The 16,899-nt window shown below is 45.1% G+C and carries 16 protein-coding genes; 10 read left to right on the top strand and 6 right to left on the bottom strand.

Going from position 1 to position 16,899, the window contains the following annotated elements; all coding sequences use genetic code 11:
- Positions 1-64: 64 nt before the first annotated feature.
- Positions 65-2,518 (bottom strand): acyl-CoA dehydrogenase FadE, encoded by a 2,454-nt coding sequence (fadE, locus tag DA100_RS18275; protein WP_138973433.1) that lies wholly within the window; start codon positions 2,516-2,518, stop codon positions 65-67.
- Positions 2,519-2,824: 306 nt separating this feature from the next.
- Between fadE and lpcA the strand changes: the two genes are divergently transcribed.
- Together lpcA and DA100_RS18260 are read left to right on the top strand one after the other, a co-directional pair.
- Positions 2,825-3,403 carry a D-sedoheptulose 7-phosphate isomerase gene (gene lpcA / locus DA100_RS18265; protein WP_138973431.1) on the top strand — a complete coding sequence of 193 codons (579 nt, stop codon included), beginning with the start codon at positions 2,825-2,827 and terminating at the stop codon, positions 3,401-3,403.
- Positions 3,404-3,477: 74 nt separating this feature from the next.
- Complete coding sequence (locus DA100_RS18260; RefSeq protein ID WP_138973430.1) at positions 3,478-4,323, top strand: class II glutamine amidotransferase; 846 nt, start codon at positions 3,478-3,480, stop codon at positions 4,321-4,323.
- Between the two features lie 165 nt (positions 4,324-4,488).
- On the opposite strand, the gene DA100_RS18255 is transcribed toward DA100_RS18260, so the two are convergent.
- Together DA100_RS18255 and tsaA are read right to left on the bottom strand one after the other, a co-directional pair.
- Positions 4,489-6,204, bottom strand: coding sequence for a proline--tRNA ligase (locus tag DA100_RS18255; protein ID WP_138973429.1), 1,716 nt, complete (start codon positions 6,202-6,204; stop codon positions 4,489-4,491).
- A 110-nt stretch (positions 6,205-6,314) separates the two neighbouring features.
- Positions 6,315-7,010 (bottom strand): tRNA (N6-threonylcarbamoyladenosine(37)-N6)-methyltransferase TrmO, encoded by a 696-nt coding sequence (gene tsaA / locus DA100_RS18250; RefSeq protein ID WP_138973428.1) that lies wholly within the window; start codon positions 7,008-7,010, stop codon positions 6,315-6,317.
- Positions 7,011-7,128: 118 nt separating this feature from the next.
- Between tsaA and DA100_RS18245 the strand changes: the two genes are divergently transcribed.
- The 4 genes from DA100_RS18245 to DA100_RS18230 all read left to right on the top strand — a co-directional run bounded on the left by DA100_RS18245 (position 7,129) and on the right by DA100_RS18230 (position 10,418).
- Positions 7,129-7,389, top strand: coding sequence for a type B 50S ribosomal protein L31 (locus DA100_RS18245; protein ID WP_138973427.1), 261 nt, complete (start codon positions 7,129-7,131; stop codon positions 7,387-7,389).
- A complete protein-coding gene (gene ykgO / locus DA100_RS18240; protein ID WP_009847431.1) occupies positions 7,390-7,515 on the top strand; it encodes a type B 50S ribosomal protein L36 in 126 nt (41 codons plus the stop codon).
- A 375-nt stretch (positions 7,516-7,890) separates the two neighbouring features.
- Positions 7,891-9,477 carry an AbgT family transporter gene (locus DA100_RS18235; RefSeq protein WP_138973426.1) on the top strand — a complete coding sequence of 529 codons (1,587 nt, stop codon included), beginning with the start codon at positions 7,891-7,893 and terminating at the stop codon, positions 9,475-9,477.
- A 218-nt stretch (positions 9,478-9,695) separates the two neighbouring features.
- Entirely contained in the window at positions 9,696-10,418 is a 723-nt protein-coding gene (locus DA100_RS18230; RefSeq protein WP_138973425.1) for a transporter substrate-binding domain-containing protein, read from the top strand.
- A 103-nt stretch (positions 10,419-10,521) separates the two neighbouring features.
- Here the strand turns inward: DA100_RS18230 and DA100_RS18225 are convergent, their stop codons facing one another.
- The 3 genes from DA100_RS18225 to metN are packed head-to-tail and all read right to left on the bottom strand — an operon-like array spanning position 10,522 to position 13,080.
- Positions 10,522-11,331: a MetQ/NlpA family lipoprotein gene (locus DA100_RS18225; protein ID WP_138973424.1), complete on the bottom strand. Its 810-nt coding sequence runs from the start codon at positions 11,329-11,331 to the stop codon at positions 10,522-10,524.
- Positions 11,332-11,378: 47 nt separating this feature from the next.
- Positions 11,379-12,056, bottom strand: a complete 678-nt coding sequence (locus tag DA100_RS18220) for a methionine ABC transporter permease (protein WP_138973423.1) — start codon at positions 12,054-12,056, stop codon at positions 11,379-11,381.
- Positions 12,046-13,080 (bottom strand): methionine ABC transporter ATP-binding protein MetN, encoded by a 1,035-nt coding sequence (gene metN / locus DA100_RS18215; RefSeq protein ID WP_138973422.1) that lies wholly within the window; start codon positions 13,078-13,080, stop codon positions 12,046-12,048. The genes DA100_RS18220 and metN overlap by 11 nt, the downstream gene beginning before the upstream one ends.
- A 223-nt stretch (positions 13,081-13,303) precedes the next feature.
- Here metN and gmhB point away from each other — a divergent pair, with 223 nt between their 5' ends.
- The 4 genes from gmhB (at position 13,304) to treB (ending at position 16,886) form a co-directional block, all read left to right on the top strand.
- Positions 13,304-13,855, top strand: coding sequence for a D-glycero-beta-D-manno-heptose 1,7-bisphosphate 7-phosphatase (gene gmhB / locus DA100_RS18210; RefSeq protein WP_138973421.1), 552 nt, complete (start codon positions 13,304-13,306; stop codon positions 13,853-13,855).
- Positions 13,856-13,897: 42 nt separating this feature from the next.
- Entirely contained in the window at positions 13,898-14,242 is a 345-nt protein-coding gene (locus DA100_RS18205) for an MliC family protein (protein WP_138973420.1), read from the top strand.
- A 72-nt stretch (positions 14,243-14,314) separates the two neighbouring features.
- Positions 14,315-15,262 carry a trehalose operon repressor TreR gene (treR, locus tag DA100_RS18200; RefSeq protein WP_138973419.1) on the top strand — a complete coding sequence of 316 codons (948 nt, stop codon included), beginning with the start codon at positions 14,315-14,317 and terminating at the stop codon, positions 15,260-15,262.
- Between the two features lie 199 nt (positions 15,263-15,461).
- The gene (gene treB, locus DA100_RS18195; RefSeq protein ID WP_138973418.1) at positions 15,462-16,886 is read left to right on the top strand and encodes a PTS trehalose transporter subunit IIBC; all 1,425 of its coding nucleotides are present in this window, start codon (positions 15,462-15,464) and stop codon (positions 16,884-16,886) included.
- The last annotated feature ends 13 nt before the right edge of the window (positions 16,887-16,899 follow it).

Raw genomic sequence — 16,899 nt, 5'->3', positions numbered from 1 at the left:
TTCTTTGATACAAGAATAAACAAAGGGCTGCGATTGCAGCCCTTTGTTTCAGTTTTAAGTTGGGTTACGCCACTTCATCCATCTCTGGTTGAAGCAGAGGCATTGGCTTTGCAGCCAGTTCCTCTGGGCTGAAGTCATCAACGTTAATGACGTATAAGCGATGTTGCTCTGCTTCAGTCAGTAGTTTCGCATCGTCAGCATCAATGATGCCTTTTTCTAGGCCCAGTTGAGCGACTTCATCTAGACGCAAGAATGGGCGACGTTGACCTAGCTGCTCACAGATTTTGTTGAATACTGGCTCTGCTTGCAGAATCACTTCTAGAGCCTGCTCAATACGACCTGCCGCGTTGAATTCAGTTGCTGCCAAGTATTGGTTACGGCCAATACGTGAACGAGTTTCGCTCGGTGTTTGCAGAATTTGAGCCACTTGGCTATCCAGCTTATCACTCGGTGCTTTACGAACTCGACCAAACGGCATGATGACTAGACGCAGGGCTTTACCGAGGACTTTGTTCGGGAAGTTTGCTAAAAACTCATCAATCGCCAACTCAGTTTGTTTCAGACTATCTTGTAGTCCCCAATGTACTAAAGGTAGGTCATCTGCAATACGGCCGTCACTCTCAAAGCGTTTTAATGTTGCAGAGCTTAAGTACAACTGGCTCAAAATATCGCCCAAGCGAGCAGATAGACGTTCCTTGCGTTTCAGGGAACCGCCAAGCACTGCCATTGAAATATCAGAAAGGAAGGCAATGTTGGCACTGTATCGGTTAAGCTTCTGGTAGTAACGCGTTGTGGCATCTTTGACCGGTGCATCCGAGAAACGACCATCTGTTAAACCAAGCCAGAAGCTGCGAACAAGATTACTCATGGTAAAGCTGACGTGTCCAGCCAGCGCAGAGTCAAACTTGTCTAGCGCGTCTGAGGCTTCTGAGTAGGCTGCATTCATCTCTTCCAATACGTAAGGGTGACAACGAATAGCACCTTGACCAAAGATGATCATAGAGCGAGTCAGAATGTTTGCACCTTCAACTGTCACCGCAATGGGCGCACCTTGGTAACCACGAGCAAGGAAGTTAGAAGGGCCAAGACAGATGCCTTTTCCGCCGACAATGTCCATAGCGTCGATGATGCTTTGCTGACCACGGTGAGTACAGTGGTATTTTACAATCGCAGAGATGACGGATGGTTTCTCACCAAGGTCAATACCCGCGACTGTTAGGTTACTTGCAGCATCCATGACATAAGCATTGCCGCCAAGGCGTGCCAATGGCTCTTCGATACCTTCCATGTGGCCGATTGGTTGCTTAAACTGACGGCGAATACGAGCGTAGGCTCCCGTGGCTAAAGCGGCGGACTTAATGCCACCCGTCGAGTTTGAAGGCAGAGTGATACCACGACCTACCGACAGACACTCAACCAACATACGCCAGCCTTGGCCAGCCATTTTTGGACCGCCGATGATGAAATCAAGAGGAACAAACAGGTCTTGGCCACGTGTTGGACCATTTTGGAAAGGCACGTTAAGTGGGAAATGGCGGTTGCCAATTTCAACACCTTCTAAATGTGTTGGAATAAGGGCACAGGTGATGCCAATATCTTGTTGATCACCAAGTAGGCCATCTGGGTCGCGCAGTTTAAACGCTAGACCCAACACAGTCGCAACCGGTGCCAGCGTGATGTAGCGTTTGTTCCACGTCAGACGCATACCAAGCACTTCTTTACCTTGCCACTCACCTTTGCAGACAATACCAAAATCTGGAATTGAGCCCGCATCTGAACCCGCTTCAGGGCTAGTTAGGGCAAAACATGGGATCTCTTTACCTTCTGCAAGTCGAGGCAAGTAGTATTCTTTTTGCTCAGTGGTACCGTAATGTTGCAGCAGTTCACCTGGACCCAATGAGTTAGGAACGCCAACCGTTGAAGACAGCACACCAGAGACACCGGTCAGTTTCTGCAATACTAGGGATTGTGCATACGCTGAAAACTCTAGGCCACCATATTTTTTCTTAATGATCATCGCGAAGAATTTGTTGTCTTTTAGGTATTGCCAAACTTCAGGTGGTAAATCGGCAAGCTCATGAGTGACTTGGTAATCATTGACCATGGCACAGACTTCGTTCACAGGGCCGTCTAGGAATGCTTGTTCTTCTGCGCTCAATTGAGGGGCTTTGATGTCGTGAAGCTTTTTCCAATCTGGCTTGCCTTTGAAGAGTTCTGCTTCCCACCAAACCGTACCTGCATCGAGTGCTTCTTTCTCTGTTTGAGACATAGCAGGCAACACTTTTTTAAACAGCGATAACGCTTTCTTGCTAATCAGAGATTGACGGATTGATGGAACCGCTAAGGTAGCAATTGCCGCGATAAACAGTATCCAACTAAGTGAACCAGCAGAACCGAAAATTGAAAGCGCAACCATGGTTACAGTCAGTGCAGCAATCGACACTAGCAGTGAGGTGCGATGATAGAGGCAGACTGCCAGTACCGTGGTAAAGCCAAGAATAGAGAGCAAAATGTCCATATGTATATTCCTTTTGCGGCGATTTATAGTTGGTTATTCGCCGGTGACGGGTAAGAGGTCTAACCAGTTAAGTGTAATCAAAATATTAATGAAATGTAAAACCTATATTTGTTCAAAAAGTGATCTAAGTAGAGTCAAAGGTCTAAAAATGGCGAGCTGTGCGGAAATTGTGAGCGGAGAATGGCAAGAAAGCGGTAAATGTTATCGGCAAGCTATCGACAGTGAGAATTGTTTGAGTAAACTCTGTAGATAACCGTTTCTGTCTTGTTCACAGAACTATTTATTACAAAAATTAGAGAAAAACCTATGTACCAGGACCTGATTAAAAGCGAATTGAATGAAGCTGCTGATGTTCTAAACAAGTTCTTGAGCGACGAGAATAACATCGCTCAAATTGAAGCTGCGGCGAAAATGATTGCGGATTCATTTAAGCAAGGCGGTAAAGTACTGTCATGTGGTAATGGTGGTTCACACTGTGATGCGATGCATTTTGCAGAAGAACTGACAGGCCGTTACCGCGAAAATCGTCCTGGTTTGCCAGGCATTGCGATTTCGGACCCAAGCCATTTATCTTGTGTCAGCAATGACTTTGGTTATGAGTATGTCTTCTCTCGTTATGTAGAAGCGGTAGGTTCAAAAGGTGACGTGCTATTTGGCCTGTCGACTTCAGGTAACTCTGGCAATATCCTTAAAGCGATTGAAGCTGCGCACGCTAAGGGTATGAAGACCATCGCTCTAACCGGTAAGGATGGTGGTAAAATGGCAGGTCTGGCGGATATTGAAATCCGTGTACCTCATTTTGGTTACGCAGACCGCATCCAAGAGATTCACATCAAGATTATTCACATTGTGATCCAACTGATTGAAAAAGAAATGGAAAATTAACCCTTTATCAAGGGTTGTAAACCGTATTAGTGCTTTGCACTAATACGGTTGCTGTATAGGGAGTTTTTAAAACCATGTGTGAACTGCTCGGAATGAGCGCCAATGTGCCAACCGATATCTGTTTTAGTTTTACCGGTCTTATGCAACGTGGTGGCAACACCGGTCCGCATCGTGATGGTTGGGGCATTACTTTTTACGAAGGCAAGGGCTTTCGTAATTTTAAAGATCCCAACCCTAGCTGTGACTCAAAAATTGCTGAACTGGTCCAGAACTATCCAATTAAAAGCTGTGCAGTGATTAGCCATATTCGCCAAGCGAATCGTGGAGCAGTGAACCTTGAAAACACCCACCCATTTACCCGAGAGCTTTGGGGACGTTACTGGACTTTTGCCCATAATGGGCAACTCACTGACTATCAAGGCTTAGATTCGGGTCGTCATCGCCCTGTCGGCCAAACAGATAGTGAACTGTCATTTTGCTGGTTATTGAATCAAATGGAGCTGCGTTATCCACAGCCTCCACAAGATATGGTCGGCGTATTTCGTTTTATTGCCGAGTGTTGCAAACAACTGAAAGAGAAAGGTGTCTTCAATATGCTGCTGTCAGACGGTGAGTTTATCATGACATATTGTACCAACCATCTTTATTGGATAACGCGTCGCGCTCCGTTTGGTAAAGCGTCACTGATTGATGAAGATGTAGAGATCAATTTCCAAGAAGAAACAACGCCTAATGACATAGTTTCGGTTATTGCGACGCAACCATTGACTGATAACGAAGAGTGGCATCGTATGAAACCCGGTGAGTTTGGTATTTTCCATTTTGGTGAACTTATCGATGGCAATTCTGCGGCGCTAAGGGATGTTGCTTTTGCTCCCAAAAAGGTCGCCAGTCAGGCACCTACAGAGCCGTTGGAGTAGGAATACGAGACCGGACTTCGTCCTGCGAGAGGTTGGGGTTGGTAGAACGGTGAAAGAACCTTTAGTACAAAGGTGTTGACAGTACTTCTTCCCTGGAAGAGATAATAATCCAGCTCAAAAAAAAGGCCGATGTCTCCATCGGCCTTCCTATATCTTAGCGAAAGCTTATGCTAGCTGAGCTTTTACGTATTCAACAATATCGGCCATCGCTACTGCCGTTTTCTCACCGTTGCGGCGGTTCTTGTACTCGAAGTTGCCTTCTTTCATAGAACGGTCACCGATCACGATAGTATGAGGAATACCGATAAGCTCCATATCCGAGAACATCACGCCTGGGCGCTCTTTACGGTCATCGAATAGCACTTCGATACCCATAGCAGTCAGTTCAGCGTACAGCTTCTCAGCCGCTTCTTTCACTTCTTCAGACTTGTGCATGTTCATTGGCACGATAGCAACTTGGAAAGGTGCTAGAGCGTCAGGCCAGATGATGCCGTATTTATCGTGGTTTTGCTCGATTGCAGAAGCCACTACTCGTGATACACCAATACCGTAACACCCCATCTCTAAGATGACGTTCTTACCATCAGGACCAAGAACGCCACAGTTCATTGCTTCCGAGTAAACGTTACCTAGCTGGAAGATATGACCGACTTCGATACCGCGTTTTAGCATTAGGGTACCTTGACCACATGGGCTTGGATCACCTTCAACAACGTTACGCAGATCTTCAACTTGGCCTAGCTCAACATCACGACCCCAGTTGATACCGAAGTAGTGTTTATCATCAATGTTCGCACCAGCACCAAAGTCGCTCATTACCGCTACAGTGCGGTCAACGATGAATGGTAGCTCAAGACCAACAGGGCCTAAAGAGCCGGGACCTGCACCGATAAGCGCACGAATTTGCTCTTCGGTTGCCATCTCTAGAGGCGCTGCAACTTGCGGTAGGTTTTCCGCTTTCACTTCGTTCAGTTCGTGGTCGCCACGGATGATAAGTGCGATGATCTCAGCGTCTACTTCATCAGATGCTTTAACGAATAGAGTTTTAACCGTTTTCTCGATTGGTAGATCGAATTGCTCTACTAGTTCAGCGATAGTTTTCGCGTTTGGAGTGTCGACTAGCGTCATCTCTTGTGTTGGTTCTGCGCGATCGCCAGCAGGCGCTGCCGCTTCTGCTTTCTCGATGTTCGCTGCGTAATCAGACTCAGTCGAGAAGGCGATGAGGTCTTCGCCGCTTTCAGCCAGCACGTGGAACTCTTGAGAACCACTACCACCAATAGCACCAGAATCTGCCAATACAGGACGGTACTCAAGACCCATGCGGTCAAAAGCTTTACAGTAAGCGTCATGCATAGCTTGGTAAGATTTCTCTAGACCCGCTTTGTCGATATCGAAGCTGTACGCATCCATCATGCAGAATTCACGAGCACGCATTACGCCGAAACGTGGGCGACGTTCATCACGGAACTTAGTTTGGATTTGGTACAGGTTTAGCGGTAACTGCTTGTAAGAGCTCACTTCATTACGCACTAGGCTAGTGATCACTTCTTCAGCCGTTGGGCTAAGTACAAACGGACGAGTGTGACGGTCAGTAAAGCGTAATAGCTCAGGGCCCATCTTCTCGCTGCGACCTGTTTCTTCCCATAGTTCAAACGGCTGAACAACGGGCATCAAAGTTTCGACAGCGCCTGCATTGTCGATCTCTTGACGAACGATGTTTTCGACTTTACGCAGAACACGTAGACCGGTAGGTAGCCAGGTGTATAGACCTGAAGCCAGCTTACGGATCATACCTGCACGTAGCATGAGCTGGTGGCTCACTACTTCTGCGTCGTTTGGAGTCTCCTTCAGAGTAGAAAGAAGATAATTACTGGTACGCATTTAACTTATCCGTTTATTAAAGTTAGATACTCAAGCCGCAATGGATTGAAGTATGGAAGTCCCAAAAGGGAAAATTGTTAGCCGCTTATAATATCAGCCAATTGCCTTTGTCAAAAGCTTTCAATCGCAGTAACCGTTATTAAGTTATCGGTGACCATGAACTTAACGTTAAGATCGAACAAATTTACCGCATATTCCTTACTGTCGGGCTTATTCTTTTTGTAGGCTGGGCGAGGATCCTGTGCCAAAACCTGTTCTATCACCGCTGTAACATACTCAGCCTCGTTGTGCTGCTGCAACTGAGATAAGGCGGCGGCCGAAAAGTTGACGGGATAAGTATCGGGTTCTCCTTCAGCATAGCCTTCACTTGCCGCCGTAATCGCATCGGAGTAGGGGATGTAGGGTTTGATATCGATGATAGGTGTGCCATCAACCAAATCGACATTTCCGAGCTCTAAGTAGATCTGATCACCTTGTTTGGTGACTCCCTTTATTTTCACCGCAGACATACCTATACCGTTTGGTCTAAAAGTTGAACGTGAAGCAAAGACACCAATTCGTTCATTGCCGCCAAGACGAGGTGGACGAACGGTTGGCTTCCAGCCTGCGTCTAGATTCTGATCGAACAAAAATAGCAACCAAACATGAGAGAACTGCTCAATGCCACGCAGTGATTCAGGGCTGTTTGCTGCTCCTGTTAATCTGACACGAGAGCGGGCAGCGGACACTAAACCTGGTTGACGGGGAACGGCAAATTTCTCTTTGTATGGGCTTTCAATAAAACCGATCGGCTCTACGGAATACATGGTCTTTTCACTCGGGGACTACTGATTCAGCAAAAGTAACACAAAAAAAGCTTGCAATGATTGTTGAGAATGATTACTAATTAATATGTTATAACATAACGATTTGAAAGGGCTTATCATGCAAGCAAATATCCACCCCCAATATCGAACAGTTGTTTTTCACGACACCAGTGTCGATGAGTATTTTCTGATTGGTTCTACGCTACAAACATATCGAACAATCGAATGGAGTGATGGGAAAACCTACCCTTATTTCACCGTTGAAGTCTCTTCGAAGTCTCATCCTTTCTATACAGGTAAGCAACGAGTGATTCAAAAAGAGGGTCGTGTGGCGAACTTTAGACGTCGTTTCGGTCAGTTTGAAAAAGGGGACCAATAGATGAAAGTAGTGAAATCATTAAAGAGTGCCAAGAGTCGTCATCCTGATTGCCAGATCGTAAAACGTCGTGGGCGACTCTATGTGATATGTAAATCGAACCCAAGGTTTAAAGCAGTGCAAAAATAGTGCGACGGATGTTTGAGGTTGGTTTAAAAATCGTCAGTTGACTCTTTTTCCTCAACAAGGGTTTTAATCGTCCAAGATGGTGTGCAATAGGTCACTCTCATCTTGGGCGCTTTCCTATCACCCTTAATCGAATCAAGAGGTTAGATTTTGTTTCATTCTGATAGTAAATGCGTGACATTGAACTATAATTCTGGATTTTGATTTAAAATTAGCCATGTTTGCTGATTTTTTGTTTATTTTTGGTTAAATTGAATTGGGTGTTACACACTTTGTAACATTTTGAATTTCAAATTGAGAGTTTTGTCGAGTAATCTCTGCCGGCATTTGGAACATTTTTGTCACATTTGCACAGGAATAACTACAAGGAGGGAACAGATGAGTTCATCTGCTTCGATTAAACAAAACTCGCCAAAAAAGCCGTTGTTCACGCGCTTTCTTGATACTGTTGAATATTTGGGGAACCTTTTACCCCACCCAATCACTCTTTTCGCCATCTTCTGTTTAGCAATCCTGGTCACTTCCGGTATTGCTGGTTACTTTGAAGTATCTGTTATGGATCCTCGCCCTGAAGGCGCGAAAGGTCGTTCAGCAGATGGCATGATCCATGTTGTCAGCCTACTCAATGCTGAAGGTCTACAACTGATCGTTACTAACCTGGTTAAGAACTTCGTAGGCTTTGCCCCGTTAGGTACAGTACTTGTTGCTATGTTAGGTGTGGCAATCGCAGAGCACTCTGGCCTTCTATCAGCTGCAATGCGCGGCATGGTAATGGGTGCGTCAAAGCGCATGGTTACAGTAACGGTAGTCTTCGCTGGTATCATTTCAAATACCGCGTCTGAGCTTGGCTATGTGGTTCTAATCCCACTAGCTGCAATGCTATTCCACTCTTTAGGTCGTCACCCTCTTGCTGGTCTTGCAGCAGCGTTTGCCGGTGTTTCTGGTGGTTACTCTGCGAACCTACTGATTGGTACCGTTGACCCGCTACTTTCTGGTATTACTGAAACCGCAGCACAAATGATTGATCCGACTTATACAGTTGGTCCAGAAGTTAACTGGTACTTCATGTTTGTGTCGACGTTCTTTATTGCTGCAATGGGTGCGTTTGTTACTGAGAAAATTGTTGAGCCTAAACTTGGCAAATACAATGATGAGGAAGCATCGGAAGATCTGTCAAACGACTCTATGGGTAAACTGACGGATATTGAAAAGAAAGGTCTTAAATTAGCTGGTCTTGCTGTTGTTGTCGTTTCGGCGCTTCTTGCTTGGACGATTGTTCCTGCAGATGGTGTACTTCGTTCAGATGCGGGTACCGTTGCTGGTTCGCCATTCCTTAAGAGTATCGTAGCGTTTATCTTTGTCTTCTTTGCCATCCCAGGCTTTGTTTACGGCAAAGTAACGGGCACGATGAAGACGGATCGCGACGTGATCGATGCGATGGCTAAATCGATGTCTTCTATGGGTATGTACATTGTGTTGGTGTTCTTCGCTGCTCAGTTTGTTGCATTCTTTAAGTGGACGAACTTTGGTCAGGTATTTGCTGTTGCAGGTGCTAACTTCCTACAAGATATTGGTCTGACAGGCCCAATGTTGTTCTTCGCATTCATCTTGATGTGTGGCTTCATTAACCTAATGATCGGCTCAGCGTCGGCTCAGTGGGCAGTAACAGCACCTATCTTTGTTCCAATGCTAATGCTAGTGGGTTATGCGCCAGAAACGATTCAAGCTGCATACCGTATCGGTGATTCGACCACCAATATCATTACACCTATGATGAGTTACTTTGGTCTTATCCTAGCCGTAGCGACTCGCTACATGAAGAATCTAGGTATTGGTACACTTATCGCAACTATGCTTCCTTACTCTATTTGTTTCATCGTAGGTTGGAGTCTGCTGTTCTATGTGTGGGTATTTGTCTTGGGTCTACCTGTAGGTCCAGGTGCGGCAACGTATTACACACCTTAACCACGATACAGATATTGGTTAATTTCAAAGCCAGAGCATTCGCTCTGGCTTTTTTGTCAATGATGATTCGTGCAATTCGAGTTGACAAGTGAATGCGGTGAACTTTACTTACCACTATAGCAGTGAGTTCGGAGGTTAAATGAAAATCAGACAGTGGTATCTCTTGCGGCTAAACGGCGCTTAACAGAATCGCTCAACTCTTTTGAGTTTCTTTGTTCATGATTCGACGTATCGCGTTATCTGCATTGTTTTTTGGGCTCGCTTTTAACGTTCGTAGTGAAGCGCCAATTCAACTCGTTACCCTTGAATACCCACCGTATATTGTCAGTCACGAAGATGAACTTTCCGGAGTGGCGGTCGAATTAGTAGAAGCGGTATTTAAACAACTCAATGTTCCAATTTCTATCGAAGTATTGCCATGGGCGAGGGCGTTAAGTAATGTCCAATTTGGTCGAGCCGATGCAATTTTTACAGCATTTAAAAATCCACAAAGAGAACAGTTTGCCGATTTTAGTCACCAGATATTGTTCACACAAAACATCAGCTTAGTCGTGAAGACAAACAGTAATATCTCTAGTGACTTATTCTTAACCTCTGATTTATCCAATTCAACTATCTGCGTTGTTAACCGAGTGAGTTACGGCGCAAGAATGGACGCTTTACTTGCAGAGAGCCGTTTCAAAATGGTTTTTAGGCGTAACCATACTCGCGACTGTGCGCATCTGGTGAGAACCGGACGGGCAGATATATGGGTGAATAACAGTTTTGGTGCTCGAAGTATCATTGCTAGTGAGGGGATGGATAAGGTGTTAGAAATCCTCTCTCCTCCTATTGAAGCGACACCCAGCTATATCGCTTTTTCTAAGTTGAGGGAACATGCTTGGCTGCGAGAGCGATTCGACGAGGCATTGCGAGAAATGAAACAAGATGGTCGCTATTAAGCCATTATTGATAACTATTTTGAACGTATCAAAAAGCCGGAACAAAAATAAAAGGGCTGACGAATCTCGTCAGCCCTTAGCGAATGTTTAAGCGAGTTGTGGATTACCAGCCTTTAACTACACCACCTTGGAAGATGTCTGATGCTGCGTTGTACACTTCTTCAGTTTGGTAAGACTTAACGAAGTTTTGTACGTTTTCAGCTTGGACATTGTCTTCACGAGCGACGATAAGGTTTACGTATGGAGACTCTTTGTCTTCAACGAAGATACCGTCTTTTTGTGGTGTCAGATTGATTGAGCTCGCGTATGTAGTGTTGATCACTGAAAGTGCAACGTCATCAAGTGAACGTGGTAGTTGAGCCGCATCAAGTTCTACAATTGTGATGTTTTTTGGGTTTTCAACGATATCACGAACCGTTGCTAGTAGACCGACGTCTTCGCGAAGTTTCAGAAGACCTTGTTGCTCAAGAAGCAGTAAAGAACGACCAAGGTTTGTTGGATCGTTTGGTACCGCAATACGAGCACCATCTTGGATCTCTTCAACAGATGTTACTTGCTTAGAGTAACCTGCAATCGGGTAAACAAAGGTGTTACCCGCAATTGTCAGTTTGTAACCGCGGTCTGCTACTTGCTGATCAAGGTATGGTTTATGTTGGAATGCATTGATATCGATTGAACCGTCATCCAACGCTGCATTTGGTGTTACGTAATCGGTGAAAGTCACTAACTCAACCTCTAGGCCGAATTTTTCTTTAGCCACTTTTGCTGCTACTTCAGCAACTTGTGCTTCAGCACCTGCCATAACACCAACTTTGATTTTGCTTGTGTCTGCTTCTTTATCGCCACAACCTGCCAGAACCAGTGCAGACGCTACTGCAGCGATAGCCAAAATACCTTTAAGACTGAATTTCATCACTATCTCCTTATAAATAAAATCTGTGATTAACGTTTAATTTATTATTAACGGTGATCGACGCGACGCACAATCGCATCACCAATAGATTGAATAATTTGTACCAGTACGATGAGCATGACGACTGTCACTGCCATGATCACCACATCGTAGCGGTGGAATCCGTAGCGAATGGCTACGTCACCCAAACCTCCACCTCCGACCGTTCCCGCCATTGCAGAGTAACTCACTAGAGTGACTAGCGTGATAGTGACGGAGTTGACGATAGTTGGCATTGCTTCTGGGAGTAATACCTTTGAGATGATCTGCAACGGTGTCGCGCCCATAGACTGCGCAGCTTCGACAAGTCCCGTTGGGACTTCAAGCAATGCGCCTTCGATAAGACGAGCGACAAATGGAATCGCACCTATGGTCAAAGGAACAATTGCCGCTGTTGTGCCGATAAAGGTTCCCACTAATAACTTAGTGACTGGAATGATCGCTACCATCAAGACAAGGAATGGTACAGAGCGACCAATGTTTACGATGGCACCAAGCGCACTATTGAGCTTAGTGTTTTCGAGCAGGCCATCTTTTTTAGTCGTGTGTAAAACAACGCCTAACGGGATGCCTATTGCAAAGCCGACAATACCAGCGACAGCGACCATATAGAGAGTGTCAAGTGTTGCGCCAATAAGTAGGTTGCTGTTTAAGTTCAGCCACTGTGAAATTTCATTAAAGGACATAACCCAGTACCTCTACTTTTACGTTGTGTTCGCGCAGGAATTCAATGGCAGCATTATCGTCTTGTTCGTTGCCGAACAGTTCGGCGACCATCATGCCAAACTTAACGCCGCCAGCGTAATCGAGATCGGAACTCAAAATGCTGACATCAATATTGAATTTACGAGCAATCTGGCTCATGAGTGGTGCATCAACAGTCGCGCCAGTAAACTCTAAACGCACTAGTGGGTAGCTGTTCTCAACGCGCGTGTCCTGTAGACGAGCTTGGTAATCTTCAGGAATAGAAAGATCCAATGTTGAACGAATAAACTGGTGAGCTAGCTCGGTTTTAGGGTGCGCGAAGATCTCACCAACACTGCCTTTCTCTACCAATTCACCACCCCCAATAATAGCTACTTGGTGGCAAATACTTTTCACAACATCCATCTCGTGAGTGATCAGGAGAATGGTGATGTTGAGCTTGCGGTTAATCTCTCTGAGCAGCTCTAAAATAGACTGAGTTGTCGCTGGATCTAGTGCACTGGTGGCTTCATCACATAAAAGTACTTTAGGATCGCAAGCCAGTGCGCGAGCGATGGCAACACGCTGCTTTTGACCACCGCTAAGGTTAGCAGGGTAGCTTTCGTGTTTATCTTCAAGGCCTACCAACTTAAGTAGCTCAGTCACTTTTTGGTTGATATGCGCTTTATCTTTGCCCGCGAGCTCTAACGGTAGTGCCACGTTGTCATACACAGAGCGTGACGACAGCAGATTAAAATGCTGGAAGATCATCCCAATATTACGACGAGCTTCACTCAACTGAGATTTAGACAGCTTAGTGAGATCCACGCCATCAACCACGATCGAGCCTGTCGTTGGTGCTTCTAGCATGTTGACACAACGAATAAGCGTACTTTTCCCTGCTCCTGATGAGCCAATAACACCAAAGATTGTTCCTTGAGGAATATGAAGGTTTATCTCTTTCAAGGCGTGAATTTCCTTAGTGCCTTGGAAGAAAACCTTATTAACTTGATTAATTTCAATCATCGAGAAACCCACTATCAGATTGGATGAGCAGCAGAAGATTATTTTGAGCCACATCTCATTTACTAGAGGATGCTATGGGTTTGCGTGATTGGTGTCAATAGATATTTTTACGTCTAGACGTCTAAACGTATTTTTTGCCCAATCGTTTAGTAATTAGATAGTGATGAAAGAAATAAAGCGTGCAATAATTCTTATTAATCAAAGCAAAAATGAGAAGCATATTTTGGCAAAACCTGCAGTCTTTCTAGACCGAGATGGCGTAATCAACGTTGACCACGGCTATGTGCATGACGAACACGATTTTGAGTTTATTGAAGGTGTGTTTGAAGCGACGAAAAAGCTCCAAGAGATGGGCTATCTGCTTGTCCTTGTGACTAACCAGTCTGGTATTGCACGTGGCATGTTCAGTGAAGATCGTTTTCTATCACTAACTCAGTGGATGGATTGGAATTTCGTTGATAATGGCGTTGAGCTAGATGGGATCTATTACTGCCCTCACCATGCAGAGCAAGGTCAGGGTAAATATAAGGAAGATTGTGATTGTCGTAAGCCAAAACCTGGGATGTTTATCTCTGCTCGTGACTTTTTAAACATTGATATGGCCAGCTCAGTGATGGTTGGTGATAAGGCGGAAGACATGATGGCGGCTGACGCTGCTGGTGTCGGAACTAAGATTCTTGTTCGTACTGGCAAACCAGTGACTGAGAAAGGTGAAGCGTTAGCCTCAGTGGTACTCGATAGCATTAAGCAAGTACCAGACTATCTCGTCAAGTAAACAAAATCAGGTTGTCCGCTGTAATCTTGTCAGGAGGGAATCATGAAATCTAGAGTGTTACTCACGGCGATGATTGGACTCGTTTTAACAGCGTGTTCCTATAATGCTGTAGAGCGTGATAGTGCCTATCAAGGTGATTTCGAGTTTTATCAGTGCAGTGCAGATAAAACCTTCAAAGTCGCCTTTATGCCCAATCAACCTTTGGCATTACTGAGGTTACCAGAGCATGACTATAGACTGGTTCAAGTTCCTTCTGGCTCAGGGACAAAATACATTCTTGATGATGGCACGGCGCAGGCCCTCAACCCAGTGACCCTCTTTACTAAGGGCAGTGAAGCTCGCTTAGAGCTAGGGCGTGTCGTGTATAAAAATTGTATCAGCCAATAAATGTGTTCGGATAGTATTAAGGAGGCGTTCGCCTCCTTTTAACATTTAACTATTAGACCCAATAAATAACCTATGAGCAAAAAATTAACCATTCTTGATATAGCTAAGCTGTCTGGTGTCGGCAAGTCGACGGTGTCTCGCGTTTTGACCAATGATCCTAAGGTGAAGCCTGAAACTCGAGCCAAAGTTGAGCAGGTGATTCAAGAGTGTGGTTATGTGCCATCAAAATCTGCACAAGCCATGCGTGGAGGCAGCCAGAAGGTGGTTGGGGTCATCATATCTCGCCTCGATTCGCCATCAGAAAATAAAGCCGTCGGTAGCATGCTAAGTACCTTATACGATGCAGGCTATGATGTTGTTATTATGGAGAGCCAGTTTGATCGCGAGAAAACCAATGAACATCTCGATGTCCTGAAAAAACGAAATGTAGATGGTGTTATTGTGTTTGGCTTTAGCGATTTCGATATTTCCAAGCTGGCGAGCTGGAAAAACTGCTCAGTCGTTATTGCCATGGATACAGATCAAGTCTCTTCTATCAACTACGACAACACGCAAGTGATCACCAAAGCTCTGGAATATTTGCAGAAAAAGTCACTCCAACACATCGCATTTATCGGAGTCTCACCGAGCGATAAAACAACGGGAAAGCTACGTTTAGAGGCATACCTAAATTGGTGTGAACAGCACGCAATTAAAGCCCATTATCAAACAGGACAACTCAATCATGAAAGTGCCTACTTACTGGTTGATAGCGTACTCGACGCCCGAACAGAAGCGATTGTTTGTGCCAGTGATACGTTGGCACTTGGTGTGATAAAACGCCTTCAAGAGCTCGACAGAGAAGATGTCGTGGTGACAGGGGTAGGGGGAAATGAACTACTTTCTTTCCTTTTTCCAAAAGTCTTTAGCATTGATCCAGGTTATTCCCTTGCGGGAGAAAAAGCCGCTAATTTATTGATCTCTCAAATAAATGGTGAGCTGAAACAGGTTCATATCACTCAGCAGCCGCTTGCTCTCTAAGCCGTTATTTTCAAAGTGAATTAAAATTATACTGTGATCTCATTCAATTAATGGGACTGTTCCCATTTTTATCTAGTATTGGATCTGACAGTATAATAAGTATAAATGGGAACATTCCCATAATTATAAAAGCAGGTCAGTTTGTAAGTCTGATGTTGATTTAGACATGAATGAGAATCCAATTAGGGTGGACATGGATATGAGTAAGATTGCGAAACAAGAAGTTGAGCGTCTGATTGAGTTAGTCGGTGGACGCGACAATATCGCGAGCGTAAGCCACTGTTTAACGCGTCTTCGCTTTGTACTAAACAATACTGAGCAAGCCGATGAGAAAGCATTAGAAGCGCTGCCAATGGTAAAAGGTTGCTTTACCAATGCGGGGCAGTTTCAAGTGGTTATCGGTACTGAAGTCGATGAAGTGTATAAAGTTCTGATTGAACTGACCGGACAAAAAGCGGCATCGAAAGATGAGGCTAAACTCGCGGCTCGCCAAAACATGAACATCCTAGAACGTGGAATCTCCCATTTAGCTGAAATTTTTGTTCCGCTTCTACCTGCGATTATTACGGGTGGTTTAATTTTAGGCTTCCGTAATGTCATTGGTGACATCAAGATGTTTGATGGCCAGACTCTGACTGAAATCAGTCAATTTTGGGCAACGGTACACAGCTTCTTGTGGTTAATTGGCGAAGCCATTTTCTTCTTCCTTCCCGTTGGTGTGTGTTGGTCTACGGTGAAAAAGCTGGGGGGTACACCGATTTTAGGCATCACATTGGGTGTGACGCTTGTCTCTCCTCAGTTGATGAATGCGTATTTGATTGGTAAGCAAGTACCAGAAGCATGGGACTTCGGCCTCTTTGTCATTGAGAAGGTGGGTTATCAAGCTCAGGTTATCCCTGCGATGTTAGCGGGTGTTGCACTCGCCTTTATCGAAACCAATTTGAAACGTATTGTTCCGTCTTACCTCTACCTAGTTGTTGTCCCATTTGTATCCATTATCGTTTCTGTGGTTCTGGCGCACTCGCTAATTGGTCCATTTGGTCGAGTTCTGGGTGATGGTGTGGCTTTTGCCGCAAAAGCAGCAATGACGGGTGACTTTGCAGTCATTGGTTCAATGGTATTTGGTTTCCTCTATGCGCCACTCGTTATCACGGGTATTCACCATACGACCAATGCCGTGGATCTTCAGTTGATGCAAGATCTTGGTGGTACCCCTATCTGGCCTTTGATTGCTCTGTCAAACATCGCTCAGGCCTCAGCAGTTGTTGGAATCATTATCATCAGTAAAAAACATGGCGAGCGTGATATCTCGGTACCAGCAGCAATCTCTGCATACCTAGGTGTCACGGAACCCGCAATGTACGGTATTAACCTTAAATACAAATTCCCTATGCTTAGTGCCATGATTGGTAGTGCAGTTGCCGCGGCAATCTGTGGTGGCGCTGGCGTGATGGCAAATGGTATTGGTGTGGGTGGCTTACCTGGCATTCTCTCAATCCAACCACAGTTTTGGGGCATTTATGCTGTCGCGATGATCGTCGCAATCGCTCTTCCAGCAGTGTTAACTCTGTTCTTCTATAAGCGCGCACAAATGAAGGGCGAATTGGAGCCTGTGAACGCGTAATTCAGCAATACAT

The sequence above is a fragment of the Vibrio sp. Hep-1b-8 genome, assembly GCF_006124995.1.
Taxonomy (GTDB): domain Bacteria; phylum Pseudomonadota; class Gammaproteobacteria; order Enterobacterales; family Vibrionaceae; genus Vibrio.
Note: the sequence above shows the minus strand (reverse complement) of the source record. Positions and strands in the feature narration are given on the sequence as shown.

What these genes read in the sequence shown, in the direction of transcription:
- fadE (WP_138973433.1), bottom strand. Translation starts at nt 2,518, where the DNA reads ATGGACATTTTGCTCTCTATTCTTGGCTTTACCACGGTACTGGCAGTC.
- lpcA (WP_138973431.1), top strand. Translation starts at nt 2,825, where the DNA reads ATGTACCAGGACCTGATTAAAAGCGAATTGAATGAAGCTGCTGATGTT.
- DA100_RS18260 (WP_138973430.1), top strand. Translation starts at nt 3,478, where the DNA reads ATGTGTGAACTGCTCGGAATGAGCGCCAATGTGCCAACCGATATCTGT.
- DA100_RS18255 (WP_138973429.1), bottom strand. Translation starts at nt 6,204, where the DNA reads ATGCGTACCAGTAATTATCTTCTTTCTACTCTGAAGGAGACTCCAAAC.
- tsaA (WP_138973428.1), bottom strand. Translation starts at nt 7,010, where the DNA reads ATGTATTCCGTAGAGCCGATCGGTTTTATTGAAAGCCCATACAAAGAG.
- DA100_RS18245 (WP_138973427.1), top strand. Translation starts at nt 7,129, where the DNA reads ATGCAAGCAAATATCCACCCCCAATATCGAACAGTTGTTTTTCACGAC.
- ykgO (WP_009847431.1), top strand. Translation starts at nt 7,390, where the DNA reads ATGAAAGTAGTGAAATCATTAAAGAGTGCCAAGAGTCGTCATCCTGAT.
- DA100_RS18235 (WP_138973426.1), top strand. Translation starts at nt 7,891, where the DNA reads ATGAGTTCATCTGCTTCGATTAAACAAAACTCGCCAAAAAAGCCGTTG.
- DA100_RS18230 (WP_138973425.1), top strand. Translation starts at nt 9,696, where the DNA reads ATGATTCGACGTATCGCGTTATCTGCATTGTTTTTTGGGCTCGCTTTT.
- DA100_RS18225 (WP_138973424.1), bottom strand. Translation starts at nt 11,331, where the DNA reads ATGAAATTCAGTCTTAAAGGTATTTTGGCTATCGCTGCAGTAGCGTCT.
- DA100_RS18220 (WP_138973423.1), bottom strand. Translation starts at nt 12,056, where the DNA reads ATGTCCTTTAATGAAATTTCACAGTGGCTGAACTTAAACAGCAACCTA.
- metN (WP_138973422.1), bottom strand. Translation starts at nt 13,080, where the DNA reads ATGATTGAAATTAATCAAGTTAATAAGGTTTTCTTCCAAGGCACTAAG.
- DA100_RS18205 (WP_138973420.1), top strand. Translation starts at nt 13,898, where the DNA reads ATGAAATCTAGAGTGTTACTCACGGCGATGATTGGACTCGTTTTAACA.
- treR (WP_138973419.1), top strand. Translation starts at nt 14,315, where the DNA reads ATGAGCAAAAAATTAACCATTCTTGATATAGCTAAGCTGTCTGGTGTC.
- treB (WP_138973418.1), top strand. Translation starts at nt 15,462, where the DNA reads ATGAGTAAGATTGCGAAACAAGAAGTTGAGCGTCTGATTGAGTTAGTC.